This window comes from Breoghania sp., assembly GCF_030066895.1.
GTDB lineage: Bacteria > Pseudomonadota > Alphaproteobacteria > Rhizobiales > Stappiaceae > Breoghania.
Genome location: NZ_JASJAV010000002.1, coordinates 45,669 through 67,277 on the forward strand (window position 1 = coordinate 45,669; position 21,609 = coordinate 67,277).

Annotated in this window: 25 protein-coding genes, 1 tRNA gene and 6 pseudogenes; 27 read left to right on the top strand and 5 right to left on the bottom strand. The window is 62.3% G+C overall.

The window, feature by feature from the left end; translation table 11 throughout:
• Window positions 1–230: 230 nt before the first annotated feature.
• The 3 genes and pseudogenes from yidC to rpmH form a co-directional block, all read right to left on the bottom strand.
• Entirely contained in the window at window positions 231–2,078 is a 1,848-nt protein-coding gene (gene yidC, locus QNJ43_RS03260) for a membrane protein insertase YidC (RefSeq protein WP_300467365.1), read from the bottom strand.
• Between the two features lie 16 nt (window positions 2,079–2,094).
• Window positions 2,095–2,559, bottom strand: a complete 465-nt coding sequence (rnpA, locus tag QNJ43_RS03265; RefSeq protein ID WP_346432841.1) for a ribonuclease P protein component — start codon at window positions 2,557–2,559, stop codon at window positions 2,095–2,097.
• A 7-nt stretch (window positions 2,560–2,566) separates the two neighbouring features.
• A pseudogene (gene rpmH / locus QNJ43_RS03270) lies at window positions 2,567–2,702 on the bottom strand (50S ribosomal protein L34).
• A gap of 549 nt (window positions 2,703–3,251) precedes the next feature.
• On the opposite strand from rpmH, the gene QNJ43_RS03275 reads away from it, so the two are divergent.
• The 6 genes and pseudogenes from QNJ43_RS03275 to QNJ43_RS03300 all read left to right on the top strand — a co-directional run bounded on the left by QNJ43_RS03275 (window position 3,252) and on the right by QNJ43_RS03300 (window position 7,316).
• Window positions 3,252–4,049 carry a TVP38/TMEM64 family protein gene (locus QNJ43_RS03275; protein WP_300467367.1) on the top strand — a complete coding sequence of 266 codons (798 nt, stop codon included), beginning with the start codon at window positions 3,252–3,254 and terminating at the stop codon, window positions 4,047–4,049.
• A gap of 2 nt (window positions 4,050–4,051) precedes the next feature.
• Window positions 4,052–5,103: pseudogene (locus QNJ43_RS03280) on the top strand (FAD-dependent oxidoreductase).
• Window positions 5,104–5,116: 13 nt separating this feature from the next.
• Window positions 5,117–5,491, top strand: coding sequence for a hypothetical protein (locus QNJ43_RS03285; protein ID WP_300467927.1), 375 nt, complete (start codon window positions 5,117–5,119; stop codon window positions 5,489–5,491).
• Window positions 5,492–5,532: 41 nt separating this feature from the next.
• Window positions 5,533–6,138 carry a hypothetical protein gene (locus QNJ43_RS03290; RefSeq protein ID WP_300467369.1) on the top strand — a complete coding sequence of 202 codons (606 nt, stop codon included), beginning with the start codon at window positions 5,533–5,535 and terminating at the stop codon, window positions 6,136–6,138.
• A gap of 15 nt (window positions 6,139–6,153) precedes the next feature.
• Window positions 6,154–7,062: a HAMP domain-containing sensor histidine kinase gene (locus QNJ43_RS03295; protein WP_300467371.1), complete on the top strand. Its 909-nt coding sequence runs from the start codon at window positions 6,154–6,156 to the stop codon at window positions 7,060–7,062.
• Window positions 7,063–7,239: 177 nt separating this feature from the next.
• Window positions 7,240–7,316 (top strand) — tRNA-Arg (locus QNJ43_RS03300).
• 146 nt (window positions 7,317–7,462) lie between these two features.
• Here QNJ43_RS03300 and phnF read toward each other — a convergent pair.
• Window positions 7,463–8,215 (bottom strand): phosphonate metabolism transcriptional regulator PhnF, encoded by a 753-nt coding sequence (phnF, locus tag QNJ43_RS03305; protein ID WP_300467373.1) that lies wholly within the window; start codon window positions 8,213–8,215, stop codon window positions 7,463–7,465.
• 355 nt (window positions 8,216–8,570) lie between these two features.
• Between phnF and phnG the strand changes: the two genes are divergently transcribed.
• From phnG to QNJ43_RS03375, 14 genes and pseudogenes are all read left to right on the top strand, one after another.
• Complete coding sequence (gene phnG / locus QNJ43_RS03310) at window positions 8,571–9,002, top strand: phosphonate C-P lyase system protein PhnG (RefSeq protein ID WP_300467375.1); 432 nt, start codon at window positions 8,571–8,573, stop codon at window positions 9,000–9,002.
• Window positions 8,999–9,616, top strand: a complete 618-nt coding sequence (phnH, locus tag QNJ43_RS03315) for a phosphonate C-P lyase system protein PhnH (RefSeq protein WP_300467377.1) — start codon at window positions 8,999–9,001, stop codon at window positions 9,614–9,616. Before phnG ends, phnH begins: the two co-directional genes overlap by 4 nt.
• 3 nt (window positions 9,617–9,619) lie before the next feature.
• Window positions 9,620–10,723 (top strand): carbon-phosphorus lyase complex subunit PhnI, encoded by a 1,104-nt coding sequence (locus QNJ43_RS03320; RefSeq protein WP_300467379.1) that lies wholly within the window; start codon window positions 9,620–9,622, stop codon window positions 10,721–10,723.
• A 75-nt stretch (window positions 10,724–10,798) separates the two neighbouring features.
• Window positions 10,799–11,570 (top strand): annotated as a pseudogene (locus QNJ43_RS03325) (alpha-D-ribose 1-methylphosphonate 5-phosphate C-P-lyase PhnJ).
• 11 nt (window positions 11,571–11,581) lie between these two features.
• Window positions 11,582–12,388: pseudogene (phnK, locus tag QNJ43_RS03330) on the top strand (phosphonate C-P lyase system protein PhnK); the annotation flags it as partial.
• Between the two features lie 9 nt (window positions 12,389–12,397).
• Window positions 12,398–13,108, top strand: a complete 711-nt coding sequence (gene phnL / locus QNJ43_RS03335) for a phosphonate C-P lyase system protein PhnL (protein ID WP_300467929.1) — start codon at window positions 12,398–12,400, stop codon at window positions 13,106–13,108.
• Window positions 13,105–13,722: pseudogene (locus tag QNJ43_RS03340) on the top strand (DapH/DapD/GlmU-related protein). Before phnL ends, QNJ43_RS03340 begins: the two are co-directional and overlap by 4 nt.
• 201 nt (window positions 13,723–13,923) lie before the next feature.
• Window positions 13,924–14,388: an ATP-binding cassette domain-containing protein gene (locus QNJ43_RS03345; protein ID WP_300467381.1), complete on the top strand. Its 465-nt coding sequence runs from the start codon at window positions 13,924–13,926 to the stop codon at window positions 14,386–14,388.
• A gap of 42 nt (window positions 14,389–14,430) precedes the next feature.
• A complete protein-coding gene (locus tag QNJ43_RS03350; RefSeq protein ID WP_300467382.1) occupies window positions 14,431–14,769 on the top strand; it encodes a hypothetical protein in 339 nt (112 codons plus the stop codon).
• A 72-nt stretch (window positions 14,770–14,841) separates the two neighbouring features.
• Window positions 14,842–14,979: a hypothetical protein gene (locus tag QNJ43_RS03355; protein WP_300467383.1), complete on the top strand. Its 138-nt coding sequence runs from the start codon at window positions 14,842–14,844 to the stop codon at window positions 14,977–14,979.
• Window positions 14,980–15,008: 29 nt separating this feature from the next.
• A complete protein-coding gene (phnD, locus tag QNJ43_RS03360; RefSeq protein WP_300467385.1) occupies window positions 15,009–15,845 on the top strand; it encodes a phosphate/phosphite/phosphonate ABC transporter substrate-binding protein in 837 nt (278 codons plus the stop codon).
• Between the two features lie 160 nt (window positions 15,846–16,005).
• Window positions 16,006–16,875: a phosphonate ABC transporter, permease protein PhnE gene (gene phnE / locus QNJ43_RS03365; RefSeq protein WP_300467387.1), complete on the top strand. Its 870-nt coding sequence runs from the start codon at window positions 16,006–16,008 to the stop codon at window positions 16,873–16,875.
• 167 nt (window positions 16,876–17,042) lie between these two features.
• Window positions 17,043–17,423 (top strand): annotated as a pseudogene (locus tag QNJ43_RS03370) (glycosyltransferase family 2 protein); the annotation flags it as partial.
• Window positions 17,424–17,649: 226 nt separating this feature from the next.
• Window positions 17,650–17,886, top strand: a complete 237-nt coding sequence (locus tag QNJ43_RS03375) for a hypothetical protein (RefSeq protein ID WP_300467978.1) — start codon at window positions 17,650–17,652, stop codon at window positions 17,884–17,886.
• Between the two features lie 118 nt (window positions 17,887–18,004).
• Here QNJ43_RS03375 and QNJ43_RS03380 read toward each other — a convergent pair whose 3' ends face one another.
• Window positions 18,005–18,205: a hypothetical protein gene (locus QNJ43_RS03380; protein WP_300467390.1), complete on the bottom strand. Its 201-nt coding sequence runs from the start codon at window positions 18,203–18,205 to the stop codon at window positions 18,005–18,007.
• A 164-nt stretch (window positions 18,206–18,369) separates the two neighbouring features.
• On the opposite strand from QNJ43_RS03380, the gene QNJ43_RS03385 reads away from it, so the two are divergent.
• The 7 genes from QNJ43_RS03385 (at window position 18,370) to QNJ43_RS03415 (ending at window position 21,565) form a co-directional block, all read left to right on the top strand.
• Window positions 18,370–18,702 carry a class I SAM-dependent methyltransferase gene (locus tag QNJ43_RS03385; RefSeq protein WP_300467392.1) on the top strand — a complete coding sequence of 111 codons (333 nt, stop codon included), beginning with the start codon at window positions 18,370–18,372 and terminating at the stop codon, window positions 18,700–18,702.
• Window positions 18,699–18,860, top strand: coding sequence for a hypothetical protein (locus QNJ43_RS03390; protein ID WP_300467394.1), 162 nt, complete (start codon window positions 18,699–18,701; stop codon window positions 18,858–18,860). The genes QNJ43_RS03385 and QNJ43_RS03390 overlap by 4 nt, the downstream gene beginning before the upstream one ends.
• Before the next feature lie 132 nt (window positions 18,861–18,992).
• On the top strand, window positions 18,993–19,658 hold the full coding sequence (locus QNJ43_RS03395) for a hypothetical protein (protein ID WP_300467396.1): 666 nt from the start codon (window positions 18,993–18,995) through the stop codon (window positions 19,656–19,658).
• A 12-nt stretch (window positions 19,659–19,670) separates the two neighbouring features.
• On the top strand, window positions 19,671–20,192 hold the full coding sequence (locus QNJ43_RS03400) for a hypothetical protein (RefSeq protein ID WP_300467397.1): 522 nt from the start codon (window positions 19,671–19,673) through the stop codon (window positions 20,190–20,192).
• The gene (locus QNJ43_RS03405) at window positions 20,098–20,652 is read left to right on the top strand and encodes a hypothetical protein (protein WP_300467399.1); all 555 of its coding nucleotides are present in this window, start codon (window positions 20,098–20,100) and stop codon (window positions 20,650–20,652) included. The genes QNJ43_RS03400 and QNJ43_RS03405 overlap by 95 nt, the downstream gene beginning before the upstream one ends.
• A gap of 220 nt (window positions 20,653–20,872) precedes the next feature.
• The gene (locus tag QNJ43_RS03410) at window positions 20,873–21,028 is read left to right on the top strand and encodes a hypothetical protein (RefSeq protein WP_300467401.1); all 156 of its coding nucleotides are present in this window, start codon (window positions 20,873–20,875) and stop codon (window positions 21,026–21,028) included.
• Window positions 21,029–21,058: 30 nt separating this feature from the next.
• On the top strand, window positions 21,059–21,565 hold the full coding sequence (locus tag QNJ43_RS03415) for a DUF1045 domain-containing protein (protein WP_300467403.1): 507 nt from the start codon (window positions 21,059–21,061) through the stop codon (window positions 21,563–21,565).
• Window positions 21,566–21,609 lie beyond the last annotated feature (44 nt).

Below are 21,609 nucleotides of genomic sequence, written 5' to 3' on the forward strand. Positions count from 1 at the left end.
TTGTTCGTTACCGTCAAGTCGGAGTCCGGCGCAGGCCATGCGCCCGGTCCTTGCCGAAAGAGACCGGATGTGTGGCAAGAGCCTCAGGGACTTTCAGGTCGGCCGTGGGGAGCCGGTCGAGGCGATCCTGATCATGACGGCGCACGAGATCACGGAAAGCAAAAGAAATCGGCAGGCGCGGAACCCACGCCTGCCGAAAACTGTCGTGACTGATTTGCGCAGCTGCGCCGTCAGCTTTTCTCTGGCGCGTTCTTTTTGCGCTTGAAGGTGCCCGCCACGTTGCCGAACAGATCCACCTCCACGCTCTGACGCCGCATGATGACGTACTGCTGCAGGATCGAGAGCGTGTTGTTCCAGGCCCAGTAGATGACGAGGCCCGCGGGGAAGGATCCCAGCATGAACGTGAACAGCACTGGCATCCAGTTGAAGATCACCTGCTGCGCGGGCTCGGCCGGCGTCGGGTTCATCTTCATCTGGAAGAACATCGTGATGCCCATGATGATGGGCCAGATGCCAATCATAAGGAAGTGCGGCGCATCCCAGGCCAGGTAGCCGAACAGCGTGAACACCGATGTCGGATCAGGCGCGGACAGATCCTGGATCCAGCCGAAGAACGACGCGTGCCGCATCTCGATGGTGATGTAGAGCACCTTGTAGAGCGAGAAGAAGACGGGGATCTGGATCACCACAGGCAGACAGCCTGCCAGCGGATTGATCTTCTCCGTCTTGTACAGCTCCATCATCGCCTTTTGCTGCTGGACCTTGTCGTCCTTGTAGCGCTCGCGGATCTCCGCCATCTGCGGCTGAACCTTCTTCATCCGGCTCATCGAGACGTAGGATTTGTTGGCGAGCGGAAAGAAGATGAGCTTGACGACGACGGTCGCCAGCAGGATCGCGATGCCGAAATTGCCGACCAGTTTGTAGAACCAGTCGATCATGTGGAACATCGGCTTCGTGATGAAATAGAACCAGCCCCAGTCGATCATCAGATCGAAATTGTGGAGATTGTACTGGTCTTCGTACTTGTTGATGAGGGCGACTTCCTTGGCGCCGGCGAAGAGGCGCGCCTTGGCCTCCGAAGATCCACCCGCGGGAATGGTGATCGCATCACCCAGGAAGTCGGCCTGATAGCCGTCGACGCTCGGAATGTAGGAGAAGCGCGGCTGGAAATCGCCGTCCACGGTTTCCGGCAGCAGGGCTGCGGCCCAGTACTTGTCGGTGATGCCGAGCCAGCCGTCCTTGATCTTGCTGCCGCGGACCGTCTTATCTTCCTTCAGGTCCTTGTATTTGACTTCCTTCAGCCCCTCGTCGCCGAACACGCCGATCAGGCCTTCGTGAAGGATGTAGAAGCCCGCCGTCTTCGGGGTGCCGTGATGCGAGATCAGACCGTAGGGATAGAGATTCACCGCATTGCCCGTGGTGTTCTCCACGGACTGGGTGACGGTGAACATGTAGTCCTTGTCCAGCGCGATCGTGCGATGGAAGACGAGGCCCGCGCCATTTTCCCAGCTCAGCTCCAGTGGATTGTCTTCCGTCAGCGCGCCGGAATTCGTCTGCGTCCAGACGGTCCGGGAATCGGGAAGCGCGATCTTCGCGGCCGGATCTCCGGCCCAGTCGAATTCGGCGTAATAGGGATGTTCGCTGCCCGACGGCGAGAATAGCGTGATGGTCGGGCTGCTGTCATCCACCGTCTCATGATATTTCACCAGGTGGATATCGTCGATGCGCGCGCCGCGCAGGTTGATCGAACCCGACAGGCTTTCCGTCTTGATCTCGACGCGCGGGGTGGCGGCAAGCGCCTGGTCGCGGGTCATCGCGGTGGCGGCCTGGGTGCCGTTGCCGGCGGCCGGAGCAGGGGCGACGCCCTGGTCGGCGCCTGGCGTGGGTACGACGTAGGCGCTCGGCGCGGTGCTCTGCCCGGCTTCGGGCGCCGGCTCCTTGGCCGCATCCGCCTGCTGGGCGATTTCCTGCTGCTTGCGCTGTTCCTCGACCCGAGGCTGAACGATCAGCATCTGCCAACCGAGCAGGATCGCCAAAGAGAGCACGATCGCGATAATGTAATTCTTGTTCTCGAACATGCCTCTGGTCTCACCGTTAATCTGGTTTCGCCTTGGGCGTGGTGTTTGACGTGTCGCGGCGCTCGTGTCCGCGATGATCCGACTTCGGACCGGTCGGTTCTTGGGCGAGGGTTCTGGCGTCCTTATGCACGCAGGCAAAGCCTGCTGCCAAATCCTTTTTCAAAACTGAAAAGGAAATATCAAGTGCGGCGCGCCGCCCGATGAGGACATAGTCGCAAGCTGGCCTGGTTGCAATCGGCGCGACGTCGCGGATGGCCGCCCTCAACCTGCGCTTGATACGGTTGCGTTCCACGGCATTGCCCGTCTTTTTGGTGACGGTATAGCCGATGCGCGGCACGTCGCCGCTCCCGCGATCGCATAGTGCTTGCAGCACGAAAGCGCGCCGAGCTGTCCGCACACCTTTGGCGACGGCCAGAAACTCGGAGCGCTTTTTCAGCACGGGCATGGAAAATGGCGGTGCAACCATGGCACTCCGCCTCATTCAGGCATTAGGCGGACAGCCGCTTGCGGGCCCTTCGCGCGACGGCGATTGATGACCTGACGGCCGTTCTTCGTGGCCATACGAGACCGAAAACCGTGGCGATGTTTGCGGACAAGGCGGCTCGACTGATACGTGCGCTTCATGATTTCCCACCGCGCCGGACGCGGCCCTTGATAAATTGACTTTAGACGATCGATGTTCAACTGAGGATGCACCCGGCGCGCTTCGTCAAGCGCATGTTCCACACGGACAGGGGCACGAAACGTGCAAAACCGCAACCGGAAAGAACCGGTCCGGGCGACAGGTCTTGATGGAGCGCGCTCGTACGGGCGGCAGCGGCGCAAGTCAACGCAAACGGAAAAGGAACATGAGCGATGGCAAAGCCGGGATTTGCCCATATTTGCCGTCACACTGTTTCTTTCACCCGTTCACGCCCGTTTGATGACGCAATCTCGGCTCTTCAATTCCGGGTGAGCGGGGCAGGTTGAGCGCGCATGCGCGCCTCGAGACCTCCACATATCGGGGAAAGGATCATCGGGAAAGGTCCTCGCGGCGCATGCCGTCGCGCTCACGTGTCCATGGATTGGACTTGCGGGATTGGACTTGCGGCGATTCCCGATAGAATGTTTGAACCCGATGGCACGGGGCCGGTCACCCTCTGACGGGTCGCCGTGCATGAAACGGGAGCTTCGATGCCGACACGACACCGGGATGCCCCCGCCTCCCAGGCAGAGCCTGTGCCGCAGACGCGCAAGCGGACGCTGAGGCGCTGGGGGCTGCTTGTCGTTCTGGCGGGCCTGATGGCGGTCGGTTTCGTGCTCGGCTGGCACAAGTACCTCACCTTGTCGGAACTCATCCGTAATCGCGCGCTGCTGGCGGACATGGTGGAGCAGAACCTCGCTCTGACCGTCACGGTCTATTGTCTCGTTTATGTGGCGGCCGTTGCCCTGTCCTTTCCCGGCGCTTCGTTGCTGACCATGGCGGGAGGCCTCCTGTTTGGCGCGTTTGCGGGCGGAACGATGACCGACTTTGCCGCCACGCTCGGTGCTGTGATCATCTTTCTTGTCGCCCGCACTTCGTTCGGTCACACCTTCAGTGATCGCGCCGGTCCCATGATGAAACGCCTGGCCAAGGGCTTGCGGGAGGATGCGTTCAACTATCTGTTCTTCCTGCGCCTGACGCCGATCTTCCCGTTCTGGCTGGTCAATGCGGCGCCCGCGCTGGTCAACGTGCCGTTGTGCACCTACACGCTCGCGACCTTCATCGGGATCCTGCCCGGCACCTATGCCTATGTCTTTCTCGGATCCGACCTCGACAGCCTGATTGCGGCGCAGGAAAAGGCGGATCCGGGATGCGCGGCGCAAGGAACCTGCCAGATAGATCCTTCCGCCCTGATCACGTGCGAGATGATCGTCGCCCTCGGTCTCGTGTCCCTCATTCCCGTGGGAGCAAAGAAATTGCGGCGTAAACGCTCGGGAGACGGCGCGTGACGATGCAGTTTCTCACACCCGATATCTGTGTCATCGGCGCCGGATCCGGCGGCTTGAGCGTGGCCGCCGCCGCCGCTGTCTTCGGCGTCGACGTGGTGCTGATCGAGCGGGACAAGATGGGCGGCGATTGTCTCAACTACGGCTGCCTGCCCTCAAAATCGCTCATCGCGGCTGCCGGGCATGCCCATGCCGTGCGCGCCGGAGCGCCTTTGGGCGTAACAGTGGGCGATCCCGAAATCGATTTTGCGCGTACCCGTGCACATCTGCGCAATGTCATCTCTGCGATCGCTCCCCATGATTCGGCGGAGCGGTTTGAAGGGTTCGGCGTGACCGTGCTCCAGCAACAGGCCCGGTTCATCGATGCGCGCACCGTGGAGGCAGGGAACACCCGCGTGCAGGCCCGCCGTTTCGTTCTCGCCACCGGATCCGCCCCCGCCGTGCCTCCTATTCCGGGGCTTGTCGGGTCGGGGGCGATGGGGTGAGCTATCTCACCAACGAGACGATCTTCGATCTGAGCGAGTGCCCGGATCATCTTGTCATCATCGGCTGCGGCCCCATCGGCATCGAGCTTGCTCAGGTCTATCGGCGGCTGGGAGCCGAGGTCACGCTGGTGGAAGCCCAAACCGCCCTGGCGTGCGAGGACAGGGATGCCGCTGCCGTGGTCGTGCGCAGTCTGCGCGCCGACGGCGTCACCTTGCATGAAAAGGCCAAGGTCACGCGGGTGGAGTGGGATGCAAGCGGCGTTGCCGTTGTCATCGACACGGATGACGGCGAAAGGCGCCTTACCGGCTCCCACCTGCTGGTTGCTGTCGGCCGGGCCCCGAATGTCGCCGGTCTCGGGCTTGAGGAGGCCGGGATCAATCATGACCGGCGCGGGATCGAGGTCGATCGCTCGATGCGCACGTCCAACCGCCGGGTCTATGCCATCGGAGATGTGGCGGGCGGTCTGCAATTCACCCATGCCGCGAATTATCACGCGGGGCTTGTGGTGCGGGCGATTCTGTTCCGTTTGTCCGTGTGCAATCGACCCGTTCTTGTGCTGCGCTTGACTTAATACCGATCCGGAGCTGGCCCATGTCGGGCTGAGCGAGAGCGAAGCGCGTGAGCGTCACGGGGAAACGATCAAGGTGTTGCGGGCGTCGTTTGAGGAAAACGACCGGGCCCGGGCCGAAGCGCGCACGGATGGCTTCGTCAAGTTGGTGACCGATCGCCGGGGCCGGATTCTCGGCGTCACGATCGTTGGCGACAGGGCGGGCGAGCAGATCGGGCTGTGGTCTCTTGCCGTATCGAAGCGGCTGAAGGTCTCCGCGATCGCGGGGCTCGTTCTGCCCTATCCGACCCTGTCGGAAACGGGAAAGCGGGCGGCCATTGGCTTTTATTCCTGCAGTCTGGAAAATCCGTGGGTCCGGCGGCTGGTTCGTTTCCTGCGTATCTTCGGATAAGGTGTTCTTTCTGTTCACAAGACGTGCGTCTGAAGATCACCATGCCGGAGATGTCCGAAACCTCAAGCCCTGCCGATGCCCCGCGTACGCGCCGGCTCGGCCTGTCCGCCAAGCTTCTGATTCTGAAGGTCAGTTTCGTGATGATGAGCAAAGTGCTGATCTTCGTGCCGTTGGTCGCCAATTTCCGCAATAGCTGGGTTTCGGACAAGCTACGCACCGCCGGTGTCGCCGCCGCCGTCCTGGCGGAATCCGACGTGATCTCTCCCTCTCTCCAGACCCGCTTGCTGCAGGCGACAGGATCCTCCGCCATCGCCCTCAATGACGGCCCGACGCGGCGGCTCGTCGCCATGTCGACCATGCCGCCGATGGTCGATGAGGTCGTGGACATGAGCACGATGGATACCTCCACCGCCATTCTGCAGGCTTTTGACACCCTGGTGAACGGCGCGGGCCGCACGATCCGGATCATCGGCAAGGCCGAGATGGGCATGAGCGGAACGGTCGAGATCGTGATGCCCGAGGCTCCCTTGCGCAATGCGATGCTGGGGTTCGCTGGGCGTATTCTGGAATTGTCGCTGATGATCTCGATCATCACCACATCGCTTGTCTACGTCGCTCTGCGCTGGCTCTTCGTGCGCCCCCTGTAGCGCCTTTCCGCCAACATGGCGCGCTTCGGCGAGGCGCCGGAGGACGCATCCCGGGTGATCACGCCCACCGGCCGGTCCGACGAGATTGGGGAGGCGGAACAACGCCTCGTGACCATGCAGAAGACCCTTGGTCAGACCCTCAACCAGCAGCGGCGGCTGGCGGATCTGGGGCTCGCGGTCTCCAAGATCAACCATAACCTGAGGAACCTGTTTGCCTCCGCCCAGCTCTTCCTGGAGCGACTTGAAACGAGTTCCGATCCGCTTGCCGCGCGTCTTGCGCCGAAGATCGTGTCCACGCTGGACCGTGCCGTCGGCTACACCAGCGCGGTTTTCGCCTATGGCCGTGCCCAGGAAGTCCCGCCCTGGCGCCGTCTGGTCCATCTGTCGCGTATCGTCGACGATGTCGGTCTGGTTCTGGGGTTCGTCGAGCACGGGTCGATCACGTGGGAGAACGGGGTCGCCCGCGGAATGGAGATCGACGCCGATCCCGAGCAGATCTTCCGCGTCCTGATGAACATCTGCCGCAATGCGGTTCAGGCCCTTCAGGGGGAGTACAACCCGGCCGTGGTCAAGCGTCTGTCGATTGCCGCCGACCGGACCGACAGCTTGGTGACGATTCGAATCACGGATACCGGGTCGGGCGTTCCTCCTGCCGCCAAGGTCAATCTCTTCCGCGCCTTCCAGTCCTCCGTCCGTCCGGGCGGAACCGGGCTCGGTCTTGCGATCGCCGCCGAACTCATCCGCGCCCACGGTGGTGAGATCGCTCTGGAAGAGGAGAGGCCGGGGGCATGCTTCCGCATCATGTTGCCGGATCGTTCACGCGATCTTTCGACACAAGGGAGCGCTCGCAACGGTGTGCACAAGGCCGGGCAGAACGGTGCAACGCCCGTGGACGAAGGGGCACAAAGGACGGAGCGCGGCTGACGGAAACGTGTTTCGCGCATTGGATTTCCACAGAAGGGACGGTGAGTTGGCTGTCAAAGCAGATTTCGCATTTTGCGCCCTTGCAATCGCGGGGCTTAGGCAGTAGAGGTAGCGCCCTATTCGGGGTCGCTTGAAGCGAGCCGATTCGCAACGACCTGGGCGAACAGCCCACGGCAGGCGCCGGTAGCTCAGCTGGATAGAGCACCAGACTACGAATCTGGGGGTCAGGGGTTCGAATCCTCTCCGGCGCGCCATTCCCCTCGGCAATCCCACGCACTTTTAAAGACCACACTCGGACCTCGTCTGAGCGGCAGCGGTGTGTCTCCGAATCTTTCCGAAAATCATGACCTTGTCGGATAAGGCCACGCGACAGGGACGTCGCTTGTGCGCGCCTGTTCCTTCAGCTTTTCACCGACAACTGGATCCGCTCCGCCGCAAAGCGCGTGCGCGCGACCTGGATCGGCGTGCCGTTCGCATCCACGTTGATAACCGCCGTCACCAGAACCGGCGCATTAGGCGCGATCTGCAGCAACCGTGCTTCTTCCGGTTCTGCGATGCGGGCGGAAATGTCGGTGTGGGCGCGCGAGTAATCCGTTACGCCGTGTGCGGCCAGAGCCTTGGTTACCGACCCCGTCTCTGCGTAATGCAGCACGAGATCGGGGAAGCGGGCGGCGGGAAACCAGGCGGTCGAGACGGAGACAGGGATGCCGTCGGCCACATGCAGCGTCTCCAGCCGGTGTAGGACCGCGCCTGCGGGCAGATGCAGCTTGTCCGTCAGCCAGGGAGCGGTGGTTTCGCGGAAGGAGGCGATCAGCCGTCCTCCCGGTTCGCGCGCCTGGCGCGAAATGATCTTCGGAAACCGAGTGCGAGATCCGATCGGATAGCTGATCGGGGTGCTTTCAACGAAGGTGCCCCGGCCCTGGAGCGAGGACACAAGACCCTCATTGGCCAGTTCGCTCACCGCGCGGCGGATCGTGTGGTGGTTCACGCCGAAACGCTGGGCAAGTTCAGATTCCGCAGGCAGCTTCGCGCCTTGACCCCAGACGCCAGTACGCAGGTCGGTCTTCAGCCGCTCGGCGATTTGGCGCCACAGCGCCACGCCCGTGCTGCGCTCCATCGAAATATCGCCCGTGCCGTCGTCGCTCAGCATCATTGCTGCCGTTCTTACTCGCCCTGTGTCTTCTTCTGCCGTTTCCGTCGCGAAGCCCAGCCTTCACATAGCCTGCGCGCCGCATTCTGTCATCGCCGCGTCACGTGCATCCGCTAGGACTGGGGTCAGAAAATATACTTGTATAGATGACTAGACAAATAGGATCCGGAACGGATATTCAGCGGATGTGACGCACGGTCCGCGCATCCCGGGATCACGAGCTGGCAGGGCGCCGGGGCATCGGACCATCGCGCGTCGCAACGGCGGACGATGGCGGGCCGTTGAGACGGTGATGACGGGACTATCGGCGCTTGCGCCCAGCCGCGGGCTCACGATCACGAGGCAGGAGGTTTTGCCGATGACGCGACAGGAAGCGATGGGCGTTCTGGCCCGCGCAAACCGGGAGGAGTTGCACGACGCGCTGGATGCCTGGCCCGAGCCGCCGCAATCCGAAGCTCTACGCGGTCCCGAGGCCGGAATGATCATGTTGCGCGGACGCGCGGGCGGCGGCGGTGCGTCGTTCAATCTCGGCGAAGTGACGATGGCGCGCGCAACCGTCCGGCTGTCGACGGGGGAGGTCGGGTTCTCCTGTGTGCTTGGGCGCGATCTGGAAAAGGCCTGGCTGGCAGCCCTCTTCGATGCGTTGTGGCAGAGCGAGGCGGAAGCTGTCGATACCCGCCTTCTGGCAGGTATTCGCAACCGGTTGGATGTGGAGGGTCGGCAGACGGCGGTAGAGACGGCCGCGACTCGCGTCAACTTCTTCACCATGACACGGGGAGAAGACGAATGACCCTCGAGACCCGCGCCGACACCTTTTCCGGCGGTTTTCTCCGGCCGGTTTTCGATTCCCAGAGTGTCTTTCGTATCGTGCTCGATGCGCTGGCAAGGCCGGGGCAGGTGAAGCCGCTTGCTGCGCGCACCAGCCCGCCGAAACCTCTGCCACCGCTTGCAGTCGACATTACCGCAGCGCTCGCGGATCAGGAAACGTCCGTCTATCTGTGCCCGGCGCTTGCCAAGGCCAAGACGCCCGCGGGTTGGCTCCGCTTCCAGACCGGGGCGTCCGTGACGGCCAATCCGGCAGAGGCCGATTTCGTCATCGCCGCATCGCCGCAGACCCTGCCGCCGCTGTCGCAACTGGCGGTGGGTATGCCGGATTATCCCGACCGCTCAGCCACTGTGATCGTTGCCGTGCCCAGTTTCGACGGCGGCTTGCCGGTCACCCTGTCCGGCCCCGGCATCAAGAACCAACAGGCTTTTGCACCCGATGGTGTCTCTCTGCCTCTCTGGCAGCAGCTTGTCGCCAATCACGCCCTTTATCCGCGCGGCATCGACGTGATCTTCGTCTCAGGCGAGGCAATTGCCGGCCTGCCGCGGTCCACGCAAATCGAGATCGGGGAGGCGTAATCCATGTATGTCGCCGTCAAGGGTGGCGAGCGCGCCATCCGCAATGCCCACCGGTTGCTCGCCGACAAGCGCCGCGGCCCGCGCAATCTGCCCGACATCACGCTGGAACAGATCGCGACCCAACTAGCGCTCTCGGTCGACCGCATCATGTCGGAAGGCTCGCTTTATGATCGCGACCTTGCAGCGCTGGCCATGAAGCAGGCGCGCGGCGACCTCATCGATGCGATCTTTCTGGTGCACGCCTATCGCACCATCACCCCGCGCTTCGGCTTCTCCGAGCCGCTCGATACATCGAAAATGCGGGTTGAACGCCGCGTCTCGGCAACCTTCAAGGATCTGCCCGGCGGCCAGCTTCTGGGGCCCACCTTCGACTACACCCATCGTCTGCTCGACCCGACCCTGGAAGGGGCCGAGATCGACGAGGCCGCCCGCGCCGAGGTGACGGACGAAGATCGCCCCATGCCGCGCGTCACCGATCTTCTCGGCCACGAGGAACTGATCGAGGATGATGGCGAAGCGCAGGAGGGGGTCGAAATAGGCGACCTCACCCGCGAGCCGCTGTCTTTCCCGGCTGACCGCGATCTCAGGCTTCAGGCGCTTGCACGCGGCGATGAGGGGTTCCTCCTGGGGCTGGGGTACTCCACCCAGCGCGGTTATTCCCGCACCCATCCCTTTGTCGGCGAAATCCGCATTGGCACGGTGGATGTGGAGGTCGAAATTCCCGAGCTGGGCTTCACCGTTTCCATCGGCGAGATCCAGGTGACCGAGTGCCGGATGGTCACCCAGTTCAAGGGCTCGGCCAAGGCTCCGCCGCAATTCACCCGCGGCTACGGCCTCGTCTTCGACCAGAGCGAGCGCAAGGCGATGGCCATGTCGCTGGTCGACCGGGCGCTCAGGGCGCGTGAATTCGGCGAGGATGTCGTGGCGCCCGCCCAGGACGAGGAATTCGTGCTCTCGCATTCCGACAACGTGCAGTCCACCGGTTTCTTGGAGCACCTGAAACTCCCCCACTACGTCGACTTTCAGGCCGAACTCGACTTCGTGCGCCGCATGCGTCATGAATACGAGGACCGCGCGGCGCAAGAGAACAAGGAGGCCGCGGAATGAAGGAAATCTCTGCAATCGACGCTCACGACGCCCCTCGCCTACAACTTCGCCTATCTGGATGAACAGACGAAGCGGATGATCCGCCGTGCGCTTTTGAAGGCGGTGGCGATCCCCGGCTATCAGGTGCCCTTTGCCAACCGCGAAATGCCCATGCCGTATGGCTGGGGCACCGGCGGCGTGCAGGTCACGGCTTTGGTTCTGGGGCCGGATGATACGCTCAAGGTCATCGATCAGGGTGCGGACGACACCACGAGCGCGGTCGCCATGCGCGGTTTCTTTGAAAAGACCGCCCGGGTTGCCACGATCACGGTGACGGAGGAGGCGACGGTCATCCAGACCCGCCACCGCATTCCCGAAACACCGCTGAACGCCAACCAGATCCTCGTCTATCAGATGCCGATCCCGGAGCCCTTGCGCTATCTGGAGCCGCGCGAGGGCGGAAACGCGCAAGATGCACGGGCTTGCCGAATACGGCCTCATCGCCACGACCTACGCCTATCCGGTGAACGTCAACGGCCGATACGTGATGGATCCTTCCCCGATCCCCAAATTCGACAATTCGAAGATGGACGATTGCGAGGCTCTGCAGCTTTTCGGGGCGGGGCGCGAAAAAAAGCGCATCTACGCCATCCCGCCGCACACCTCCGTCGTCAACCTCGATTTCGAGGACCATCCCTTCCGTATCCAGGAATTCGACCAGCCTTGTGCGCTGTGCGGTTCGCGCGGCGTCTATCTTCTGGACGAGGTCATTCTGGATGATGCGGGCGGACGCATGTTCGTCTGCTCCGACACCGACTATTGCGAGCGCCACAGGCCGGAAGACGGATCGGCTCCCGTCGCCGGTTGAGAGGACGATCAATGAACGAACACGTTGAAATCCCGCCGGTAGCAGTCGAGTATCTGCCGCTTCTGCGCGCCTCCGGCCTGACCCGGTTTTATGGTGATCGCGTCGGTTGTCGCGATATCTCGCTGAGCCTGTGGCCTGGCGAAGTTCTGGCGATCGTCGGCGAGAGCGGGTCGGGCAAGACGACGCTGCTGAACTGTCTCGCCTCCCGCTTGACGCCGACGGCCGGTTGCGTCGAATAGCGGATGCGTGATGGCACGGTGCACGATCTCTTCCGTATGAGCGAAACCGAGCGTCGCGTCCTGATGCGCACCGACTGGGGCTTCGTCCAGCAGAACCCGATCGACGGCCTGCGCATGTCGGTTTCCGCAGGTGCCAATGTGGGCGAGCGGCTGATGGCGGTCGGCGCGCGTCACTATGGCAAGATCCGCGGTGAGGCTTCGCACTGGCTGGAACGGGTGGAAATCGCCACCGATTGCATCGACGACGATCCGCGCTCGTTCTCCGGCGGCATGCGCCAGCGCCTGCAGATCGCGCGCAATCTGGTCACGAACCCGCGCCTCGTCTTCATGGATGAGCCGACCGGCGGGCTTGATGTCTCCGTTCAGGCCCGGTTGCTCGATCTGATCCGCCAGCTCGTCACCGATCTCGGCCTTGCGGTGGTTCTTGTTGCCCACGATCTCGCCGTTGCTCGGCTTCTCTCCCATCGCATGATGGTGATGAAGGGCGGCACGATCATCGAGGAAGGGCTCACCGATCGCATCCTGGACGATCCGCGCGAGCCTTATACGCAGCTTCTCGTCTCCTCCATCCTGCAGGTAGGTGTAGCCATGCCCGCCCGTCTCATTCTCACCGATGTCGGCAAGAGCTTCCTCATGCACTTGCGCGGCTGGATCACCATTCCCGTCGTCTCCGGCGTTTCCTTCTCGCTCGATGCGGGCGAATGCGTCGTCCTCGGCGGCCCCTCGGGGATCGGCAAGAGCTCGATCCTGAAGATGATCTACGGCAATTACGGCGTGAAAGCTGGCCAGATCATCTGCGCCTGCGAAAGCGGCAAGATCATCGATCTCGCGTCGGTCGATGCTCGCACGGTCCATGCGCTTCGGCGCCGGACCATCGGCTATGTCAGCCAGTTCCTACGGGTTGTGCCGCGCGTCTCCGCGCTCGATGTGATCGCGGAATCGCTCGCAGCCCAAGGCGAAAGCCACGAGGTGGCGCGCGACAAGGCGGTTGAACTGCTCTCCCGCCTCAATCTGCCGGAGGCCCTGTGGGATCTGCCGCCCGCGACCTTTTCCGGTGGCGAGCAGCAGCGGGTGAACATCGCGCGCGGCTTCATCACCGATCACGCCATCCTGCTGCTCGATGAGCCGACCGCCTCACTCGATGCGCAGAACCGGGCCGTCGTCATCGATCTCATTGCGGAGAAGAAAGCGGCGGGCGTCGCCATGCTCGGCATCTTCCACGACAAGGACGTGCGCGAAATCGTGGCCGATCGGGTGATCGACGTCGCGGCCTTCTACCGGCGGAGCGATGCGACATGACCAAGCTTTCCGAAACCCCACGCGTCGACGAGAGCGCTGAAATCGTCGCCTCCACGCTCGGCCGCTACACGGAGATCGGCAAACGGTGCCAGATCACCGAAAGCACGGTCGGCGGCTACTCCTATCTCACCCAGGATTGCGAGGTCTGGGCAAGCGATATCGGCAAGTTCGCGAATATCGCCAGCCATGTCCGCCTGAACGCGACCAATCACCCGATGGAACGCGCAACGCTCCATCACTTCACCTATCGCACGGGCGACTATTTCGAGGACGCCGAACATGGGGCGGACTTTTTCGATCGCCGTCGCGCCAACCGGGTGACGATCGGCCACGACACCTGGATCGGACACGGAGTGACCATCCTGCCCGGCATCACGGTCGGCAACGGGGCGGTGGTTGCCGCCGCCGCCGTCGTGACGCGGGACGTATAGCCCTACACCATCGTCGGCGGTATCGCCGCCAAGCCGATCCGGCGCCGCTTCCCGGTCGAGATCGCAGATCGGCTGGAGGCTCTCGCGTGGTGGGATTGGACGCATGAGGCTTTGCGCGCCGCGCTCGATGATTTCCATCATCTCGACATAGAAGCCTTCCTGACGCGCCATGAGGCTAAATAACGCAAGAACACGCAAACACTGCGTGTCTTTGTATTAAAGTTGTCGGTGAATTCGTAGAAAAGCGCTGTAAAGTCAGGCTGAAAAATAAAATAAAACAAAGCCATCTATACGTTTTTCAACAGTCACTCAACTGTCAAAAAAGTGAGACACAGTTGAAACAGATCCGCGGTACCCACAGTGAGCAAAACACGGGATGCTCATATGGTTGCCGTATCGATCGACGGACTGACGAAAACCTTCGGCCGCAAGCGGGCCCTTGACGGGGTCAGCGTTGAAATCCCCGAAGGGGAAATGGTGGCGCTCATCGGGGCGTCGGGGTTGAGCAAGTCGACCCTCATTCGCCACATCGCCGGTCTGGAACGCGGGGATGCGGGACGGATCGTCATTGAAGGCGCGGAAATCCAGTCGGGCGGCAGGCTGTCTGCCAATGCGCGCAACATGCGCCGGTCGATCGGCGTCATCTTCCAGCAGTTCAATCTGGTCTCGCGGCTGCCCATCCTCACCAATGTCCTGATCGGGTTTCTGGGCCAGATCGGCCGGGCGCGCGGCACGTTCGGTTTCTTTTCTAAGGACGAGAAGCTCACCGCCATGCGCGCGCTTCACCGGGTCGGCATTTCCGAACAGGCCCGTCAGCGCGCCTCCACCTTGTCCGGCGGTCAGCAGTAACGCGCGGCGATCGCCCGCGCCCTTGTCCAGGGCGCACGGCTGATGCTGGCCGATGAGCCCATTGCCTCGCTCGATCCCGCCTCCGCCCGTCGCGTGATGGAGATCTTGGGCGACATCAACAAGGAAGATGAGATGACGGTCGTCGTCTCGCTCCACCGGGTCGAATACGCGCGCCGCTATTGCCCGCACACCATCGCCATGAAGGACGGCGCGATCGTCTATGACGGCCCGTTCATGGCCCTCGTTACCGATTTCTTGAAGAAACTCTACGGCGAAACCTCCGAAGAGCTGATCCTGCCGGATGCCCCGGTTACCGAGCAGCCCATCGAGCGCCCCGTCGTGGCCATCGCATCCGGCGCACTGGCGCTGGTAACCGCCTGACCGGAAAGGCTGGGTTTGAACGCCCCAACCCCCAAACGTCCAAATGCCAAACGTCCAAACGGAGGACACAGCATGAACGCCTTCTTGAAGGTTACCGCAGCGGCGGCGCTTGCTCTTTCCCTCGGCACGGCCGCCCACGCGGAAACGACCGAGATCAACTTCGGCATCATCTCCACCGAATCCCAGCAGAACCTGAAGCGCAGAACCTGAAGCCGCAGTGGGACCCGTTCCTTGAGGCGATGGAGAAGGAGACGGGCCTGAAGATCAACGCCTTCTTCGCTTCCGACTATGCGGGCGTCATCGAAGGCATGCGCTTCGGCAAGGTCGATGCCGCCTGGTTCGGCAACAAGTCCGCCATGGAAGCCGTTGACCGCTCCGGCGGTGAGGTCTTCGCCCAGACCGTCGGCGTGTCCGGCAACCCGGGCTACTGGTCGCTGCTGCTGGCCCACAAGGACAACTCGCTCGACGACGTTTTGAAGTGCGACGGGTCCCTGAACTTCGGTATCGGCGATCCGAACTCCACCTCCGGCTTCCTGGTCCCGACCACCTTAATCTTTACCAAGAACGGCATCGATCCGAAGAAGTGCTTCAAGACCGTGCGTAACGCCAACCACGAAACCGACGCTCTCGCCGTCGCCAACGGTCAGGTCGATGTTGCGGCCAACAACACCGAGAACCTGGCCCGTATCGAGAAGAGCAACCCGGAAGCTTTCAAGAACATCAAGGTGATCTGGAAATTGCCGCTGATCCCGGCCGATCCGATCGTCTGGAAGTCCGATCTCGACCATGCCACCAAGGACAAGCTCTACACGTTCTTCATGTCCTACGGCCGTTTCGGCACGCCGGAAGAGGTTGCCGTGGCCCGCAAGGTTCTGGCCGATCTCGCCTGGGCGCCCTTCAAGCCCTCGTCGGATGCCCAGCTCTACCCGATCCGCGTGATGGCGATCACCAAGGACATGTTCAAGATCGAGGTCGACGACAAGTACTCGGCCGACGAGAAGGCCGCCAAGCTCAAGGAACTGAGCGAGGAAAAGGCCAAGTACGAGAAGCTGATGGAGACGGTTCCGCAGGTCTGATCCTGCCGGCAACCCGGCTTTCCTCGGACGGCGGCGCGTTCAAGCGCCGCCGTTTTCGGGCGAAGCGCGGTGGTGTGGTTCCCCCTTCAAAACCGGCCACACTTCTACGCCGCGTCACAAACAAGATCAAATTGACAGACCGCAAACTCCGGAAAACCCCATGACGACATCGCCCGCCGCGCCATCGCCAGAAACAATCGCTTTGCCGCCTAAAGATCTCTCGCACACGCTCTATGGCTATGTGGTCTGGGGCGGGCTGGCGATTGCCCTGCTGTGGAGCTGGGCCCCGGCGGAGATGGATCGGATCACCTATCTCTTCACCGACGGCTCCAACATGGCGGAGTACGCCTCCGGCTTTCTCCATCCGAATTTCCACGAGTGGAACTATTACGTGGAGGCGATGGTCCTGACGGTGCAGATCGCGTTGTGGGGGACGGTTCTGGCCATCGTCTTCGGTATTTCCTTCGCCATCCTCTCCTCGTCCAATGTCGCGTCTGTGTGGATCGTTCAGCCAGTGCGCCGACTGATGGATGCCTGCCGCGCCATCAACGAACTGGTCTTCGCTGTGCTCTTCGTGGTGGCCGTCGGACTGGGCCCCTTTGCCGGCGTCATGGCCCTGTTCGTCCATAATCTCGGCATCATCAATCTCGGCATCATCGCCAAGCTCTTTTCGGAAGCTGTGGAGGCGACCGATCCCTATCCGGTGGGAGGCATCCGCGCGACGGGGACCTCCAAGCTTCATGAGATCATCTACGGCATTATCCCGCAGGTCGCGCCCTTGTGGATCTCCTTCTCGCTCTATCGCTTCGAGATGAACGTGCGCTCCGCTACCGTTCTGGGGGTCGTGGGTGCCGGCGGTATCGGGCAGATCCTGTTTGAATCGATCTGCGGCTTCTATTACGCGGAGACCGCAGCGATCCTGATCATCGTCGTCATCACCGTTACCGTCGTCGACCTGCTGTCGCAGCAACTGCGCAAGCTGGCGATCCGAATGCGCAACGTCTGCGAATGCAACAGCCGCTTGCATTAGTAAAATTACTAGTTTGATAACGGCCGATCCTGATACTGACCGTCAAACTACGGAGGGGATTGACGGTGACGCATCACATCGCCCAGCATGTAGATGGGCGTGTCGCACTGTCCGTCGTGGCACCCTGTTTCAACGAAATCGATTGCATCGCGGCATTCCACGAACGGGTGGGCGCGGCCTGCTGTGAGGTTGTGGGCAACGATTACGAGGTCGTGCTGGTCAACGACGGATCAAGCGATGGAACCTGCGAGGCCATTGCTGGCCTTGCTGCTTCCGACCCTCATGTCATCGGCGTCGATCTTGCCCGCAATTACGGCCACCAGATCGCGCTCAGCGCCGGTCTGGAAATCTGTCGCGGCGACCGGATTCTCATTCTCGATGCCGACCTTCAGGATCCTCCGGAACTTCTCGGCGAGCTGTCTGCGAAGATGGACGAAGGGATTGACGTCGTATACGCGCAACGTCGCGTCCGGGCGGGCAAGGGGTGGTTCAAGGTCAAGAGTGCGGCCGCCTTCTACTCCCTGTTGAACAAGCTGTCGGATGTCAAGATCGCGTCCGATATCGGCAATTTCAGGCTGATGAGCCGGCGCGCGCTCGACCATCTCAATGCCATGCCCGAGCGCTACCGCTTCATCCGCGGCATGGTGAGCTGGATCGGTCTGCGCCAGGCGGCGGTTGCCTATGATCGCGACGCCAGGTTTGCTGGCGAGACCCATTATCCGCTTCGCAAGATGATCCTTCTGGCGGGTCAGTGCGATCACCAGTTTCTCCATCGTGCCGCTGCGCTTTGCTTCCCTTCTGGGTTTTGCGTTCGGGCTGTTCGGTGTCCTGATGCTCGCCTACACGCTCGTGGCGTGGGTCTTCGGTGCCGTCGTGCCAGGCTGGACGAGCCTTGCTGCGCTCATCCTTGTAATCGGCAGCGTCCAGCTCTTAGTGCTCGGCATCTTCGGGGAATATCTCGGCCGCATGTACATGGAAACGAAACGGCGGCCGCTTTTCATCGTAAATTAGATCATGGCCGAGGCCTGCGGTCGTGCAAGGCGCAATGAGGGGAGCGACGAGACGGGCGATTGTCCCGAGGTAACCGGGCCGGCCGTGCACCGGCTTCGCGAAAAGCTGGAGGTAGCTGTCAATGCTTGAGGCTGAATTCGACAGGTTTGCCGCCGAATATCACGACCAGCACGCCCGCAGCATCCGGTTGAGCGGCGAGGATCTGGATTACTTTGCCCGTTACAAGATCGATGACATTGTTCGTGCGCTCGAAGGCAGCGCGACGCCGCCGCGCCGCGTGCTCGATTTCGGCGCAGGCGTGGGCAACTCTCTGCCGCATGCCCACCGCGCCTTTCCGGATGCTGAGATCATGTTGCTGGATCCATCCGCTCGCTCGCTGGAGATCGCCGGTCAGCGCTTTCCCGGGGCCGCCACCTTGCGTGCTTTTGACGGCCTGAAAATCCCCATCCCGACGCTCATTTCGATCTCGCCTATGCGGCGTGCGTGTTCCATCACATTCCTGCCGATCAGCACGTCGCCTTGCTGCGCGAGATATCGCGCGTGCTTGCCCCCGGCGGGAGCTTCTTTCTGTTTGAGCACACCCCTTTGAACCCGCTGACCCGCCACGCGGTGCGGAACTGCCCGTTCGATGAAAACGCCGTGATGATTGATGCGCGCGAGATGCGACGTCGCTTCGATGCGGCTGGGCTCACCGGCGCGCGAACGATTTTCCGGATTTTCTTTCCGCGCCTGCTTTCGGCCTTTAGGCTGCTGGAGCGCTGGTTGACCGCATGTCCGCTCGGGGCGCAATACCATCAGCCCTGCCGGGTGAAGTGAGCCGGCTGGTCCGTTTCGCCGCCGCCGGTATCGCCAACACAGCCCTTGGCGATTCGATCATCCTGATCGTGCTCGCCGCAGGCGCGGGGGATTACGCCGCCAACATAGCCAGCTACGGTGCAGGCCTGATGCTTGGTTTGCTGCTCAACCGGCGCTGAACTTTCCGGTATTCGGGCCCGAATGACGGGCGCCTTGCCCTTCGCTACGGGGCCGCTTTCGCACTCGCCTACGCTGCCAATCTTTCGATCGTCTTTCTTGCCCGCAAGGCCGGCTTTCTCGAAAATGGCCTCGTGCATCTCGCCGCGATCGCGCTTTATTCAGCCGTTTTCTATGTCGCCTGCGCCCGGTTTGTCTTTCACGCAGATACGAAAACCAGATCGATGCGAGGCGCGCGCGGTCGCGGGGTTCGCAGGTGGTGGCCGGAACTGACATTCGCCGTACTCTGGCTGGCGGCCTGTGCGGCTCTTTCGGTCACTTCGCTGTCGCACGACGTCATCTGGCAATTGTGGATCGCGCGTCAGATGCTCGGCGGCACGGATCTCTATACCGGCATCATCGAGGTCAATCCGCCCTTATGGTTCTGGATGGCTTTGCCGGTGGAATGGCTGGCGCGCGCAACCGACATCCCCGCTCCCCGGATGATGGTGGCCGCGATGATGGCGTTCGCCGGCCTCGGGCTTGCTCTTGCCGCCACGCTTCTCGCGCACGAAACGCCGCGTCGGCGGGCGGCCATCCTGTTTGCGCTTGTCCTTGCCTTCCTCGTCCTGCTCCCCCTGCCGGATTTCGCCCAGCGCGAACACATCTGCCTCTTCGGGCCAATGTGTTACGTGCTCCTTGCTGCCCAGTGCGCGGACGGGCGGATTGTATCCCTCTGGCAGGCGCTCGCCGTCGGCCTGCTGGCGGCCGCCGGTTTTGCGCTCAAGCACTATTTTGTCGTCGTCCCGGTCGTTCTGTAATTCTGGCTCATCATGCGCCGCCGCCAAGGCTGGCGCGCAGTGGTGCGACCGGAGACCCTCGTCCTCGCAATAGCTGCCATGGCCTACGGCGCCGCAGTGGTGTTCCTGACACTGGCCTACCTGAGCGACATCGCGCCGTTCCTGCAGGTTGCCTATGGCGATTTCGGTCTCTCGCTCGGCCATGCGCTCTCGCAGCCGTGGGTCGGCGCCTGGGCGCTCGTTGCGCTCCTTGTCGTTGTCAGCCGCCGCAACCTGTCGCCCCTTGCTGTCGCATCCACGCTCGCCATGGCGGGGTTCGTGCTTGCCTATTTGGTCCAGACAAGGGTTGGAGCTACCAGACATTGCCGCCCACCGGCGCCGCACTGGTCGTTCTGGCGGATTTGCTGGCGGCGCGCGGGGGGAGGCATCCTCCGACACAGCCCTTGGCGATGCCCGCCGGATGTCGCCACTGCGCTCCCCGCTCGGTCGTGCGATCGTCGTCGCGGCGATGGTCATCTGCTTGCTGCCCTCTCTGCGGGCGGGGCCTGCCAGTAGCGCCTACCAGGATACCGTCGCCCCGCTCCTCACCGATGTTCCCGCAGGCTCTGCCGCGATCATGCTGACCGCGCATCCCTCCCGCATCTGGCCGATGGACGAACAGGCGGGCCTCGTCTGGCCGTCGCGCTACTACAGCTTCTGGATGTTCTACGCCGTCGCCCGCCACGAGCACGATCAAGGTCCGCTCCAATCGCAGGTCGAGGTAATGGCTGACAAGGTTCGCGCCAATACGGTGGAGGATCTGCTGTGCAATTCGCCGGAGATCATCCTTGTCGACGATTTCAGTCACTCCGAGACGCCCGGCTTAGACATCCTCGCTTTCTTCCGGCAAAACGAGATGTTCGCTCGTCTGTTCGCGGCTTATGGAGAGACGAAAAAGAGCGGCGATTTCACCGCATATCGCCGCCAAGGTGATCTGCCGTCGCGGCTATCCGGGGGATGTCGCACGGTTTACTGAGCTGGCAAATGGTCGAACGCACCCGGTCCTTCTGGAAAATGTCGCCGATGCCCTCCGGTTTCATCAAACTGAAGTATAACTGGCCTACATAGGGTGGTTCCGTCGCGACACGATTCGTCGACCCGCAGGTCGGCGGGAACCATCCGCTCGCGGGCCGGTCGTTGTCCTTGGTTTCGTCCGGTCCAAAGTGTCAGTTTTCGAAAAGATCGCTTAGTCACATATGTCCCGGGTGCGTACCGCCATCTACTTCACGCCGCCGCCCGACCACGGGCTCACGCTGACCGCCGCCCGCTGGCTTGACCGCAACGTCTACGGCGATCCCGTCTCCGACGGTCCCGGTCTGACGGTTTGGCGCCTCAGGAATGGATCGATCTGACCGCCGCGCCGCTACGGCTTCCATGCCACAGTGAAGGCGCCGTTCTCCCTGCAGGCCCATCGCTCCATCGCGAGCGTCGACAATGCATTGCAGGTCTGGTGTGTGGAAACCGCACCGATCGAGCTGTCGCCCCTGGAGCTGCGCCGCATCGGATCCTTCTTCGCGCTGGCGCCGTCTGCGCCGTGCCCGGCCTTGCAGCAATTTGCCGGGGATGTCGTGCGCGCCTTCGAGCCCTTCCGCGTGCCGCTCGATGAGGAGGAATTTGCGCGTCGCACCGCTGCGGATTTGAACGAAGCGCAGATCGAAAACGTGCGAAACTGGGGCTATCCATGTGTTTTCGAAGACTTTCGCTTCCACATGACCCTGACGGGGTCGGTGGCGGAGGAAAAACGCTCCGTCGTGGGGGACTTGCTTCAACGTAAGTTCGAGGCTTTTATCGGCAAACCATTGACCATCGATGCGCTGGCGTTGTTCCTCGAACCCGCCACGGGAGCCGATTTCATGGTCTTTTCCCGTCATGCGCTGGGTGCTCCATGAACACTTGCAGGCGATATCAACCCGCCCCCCGCACGCCCTAAGTC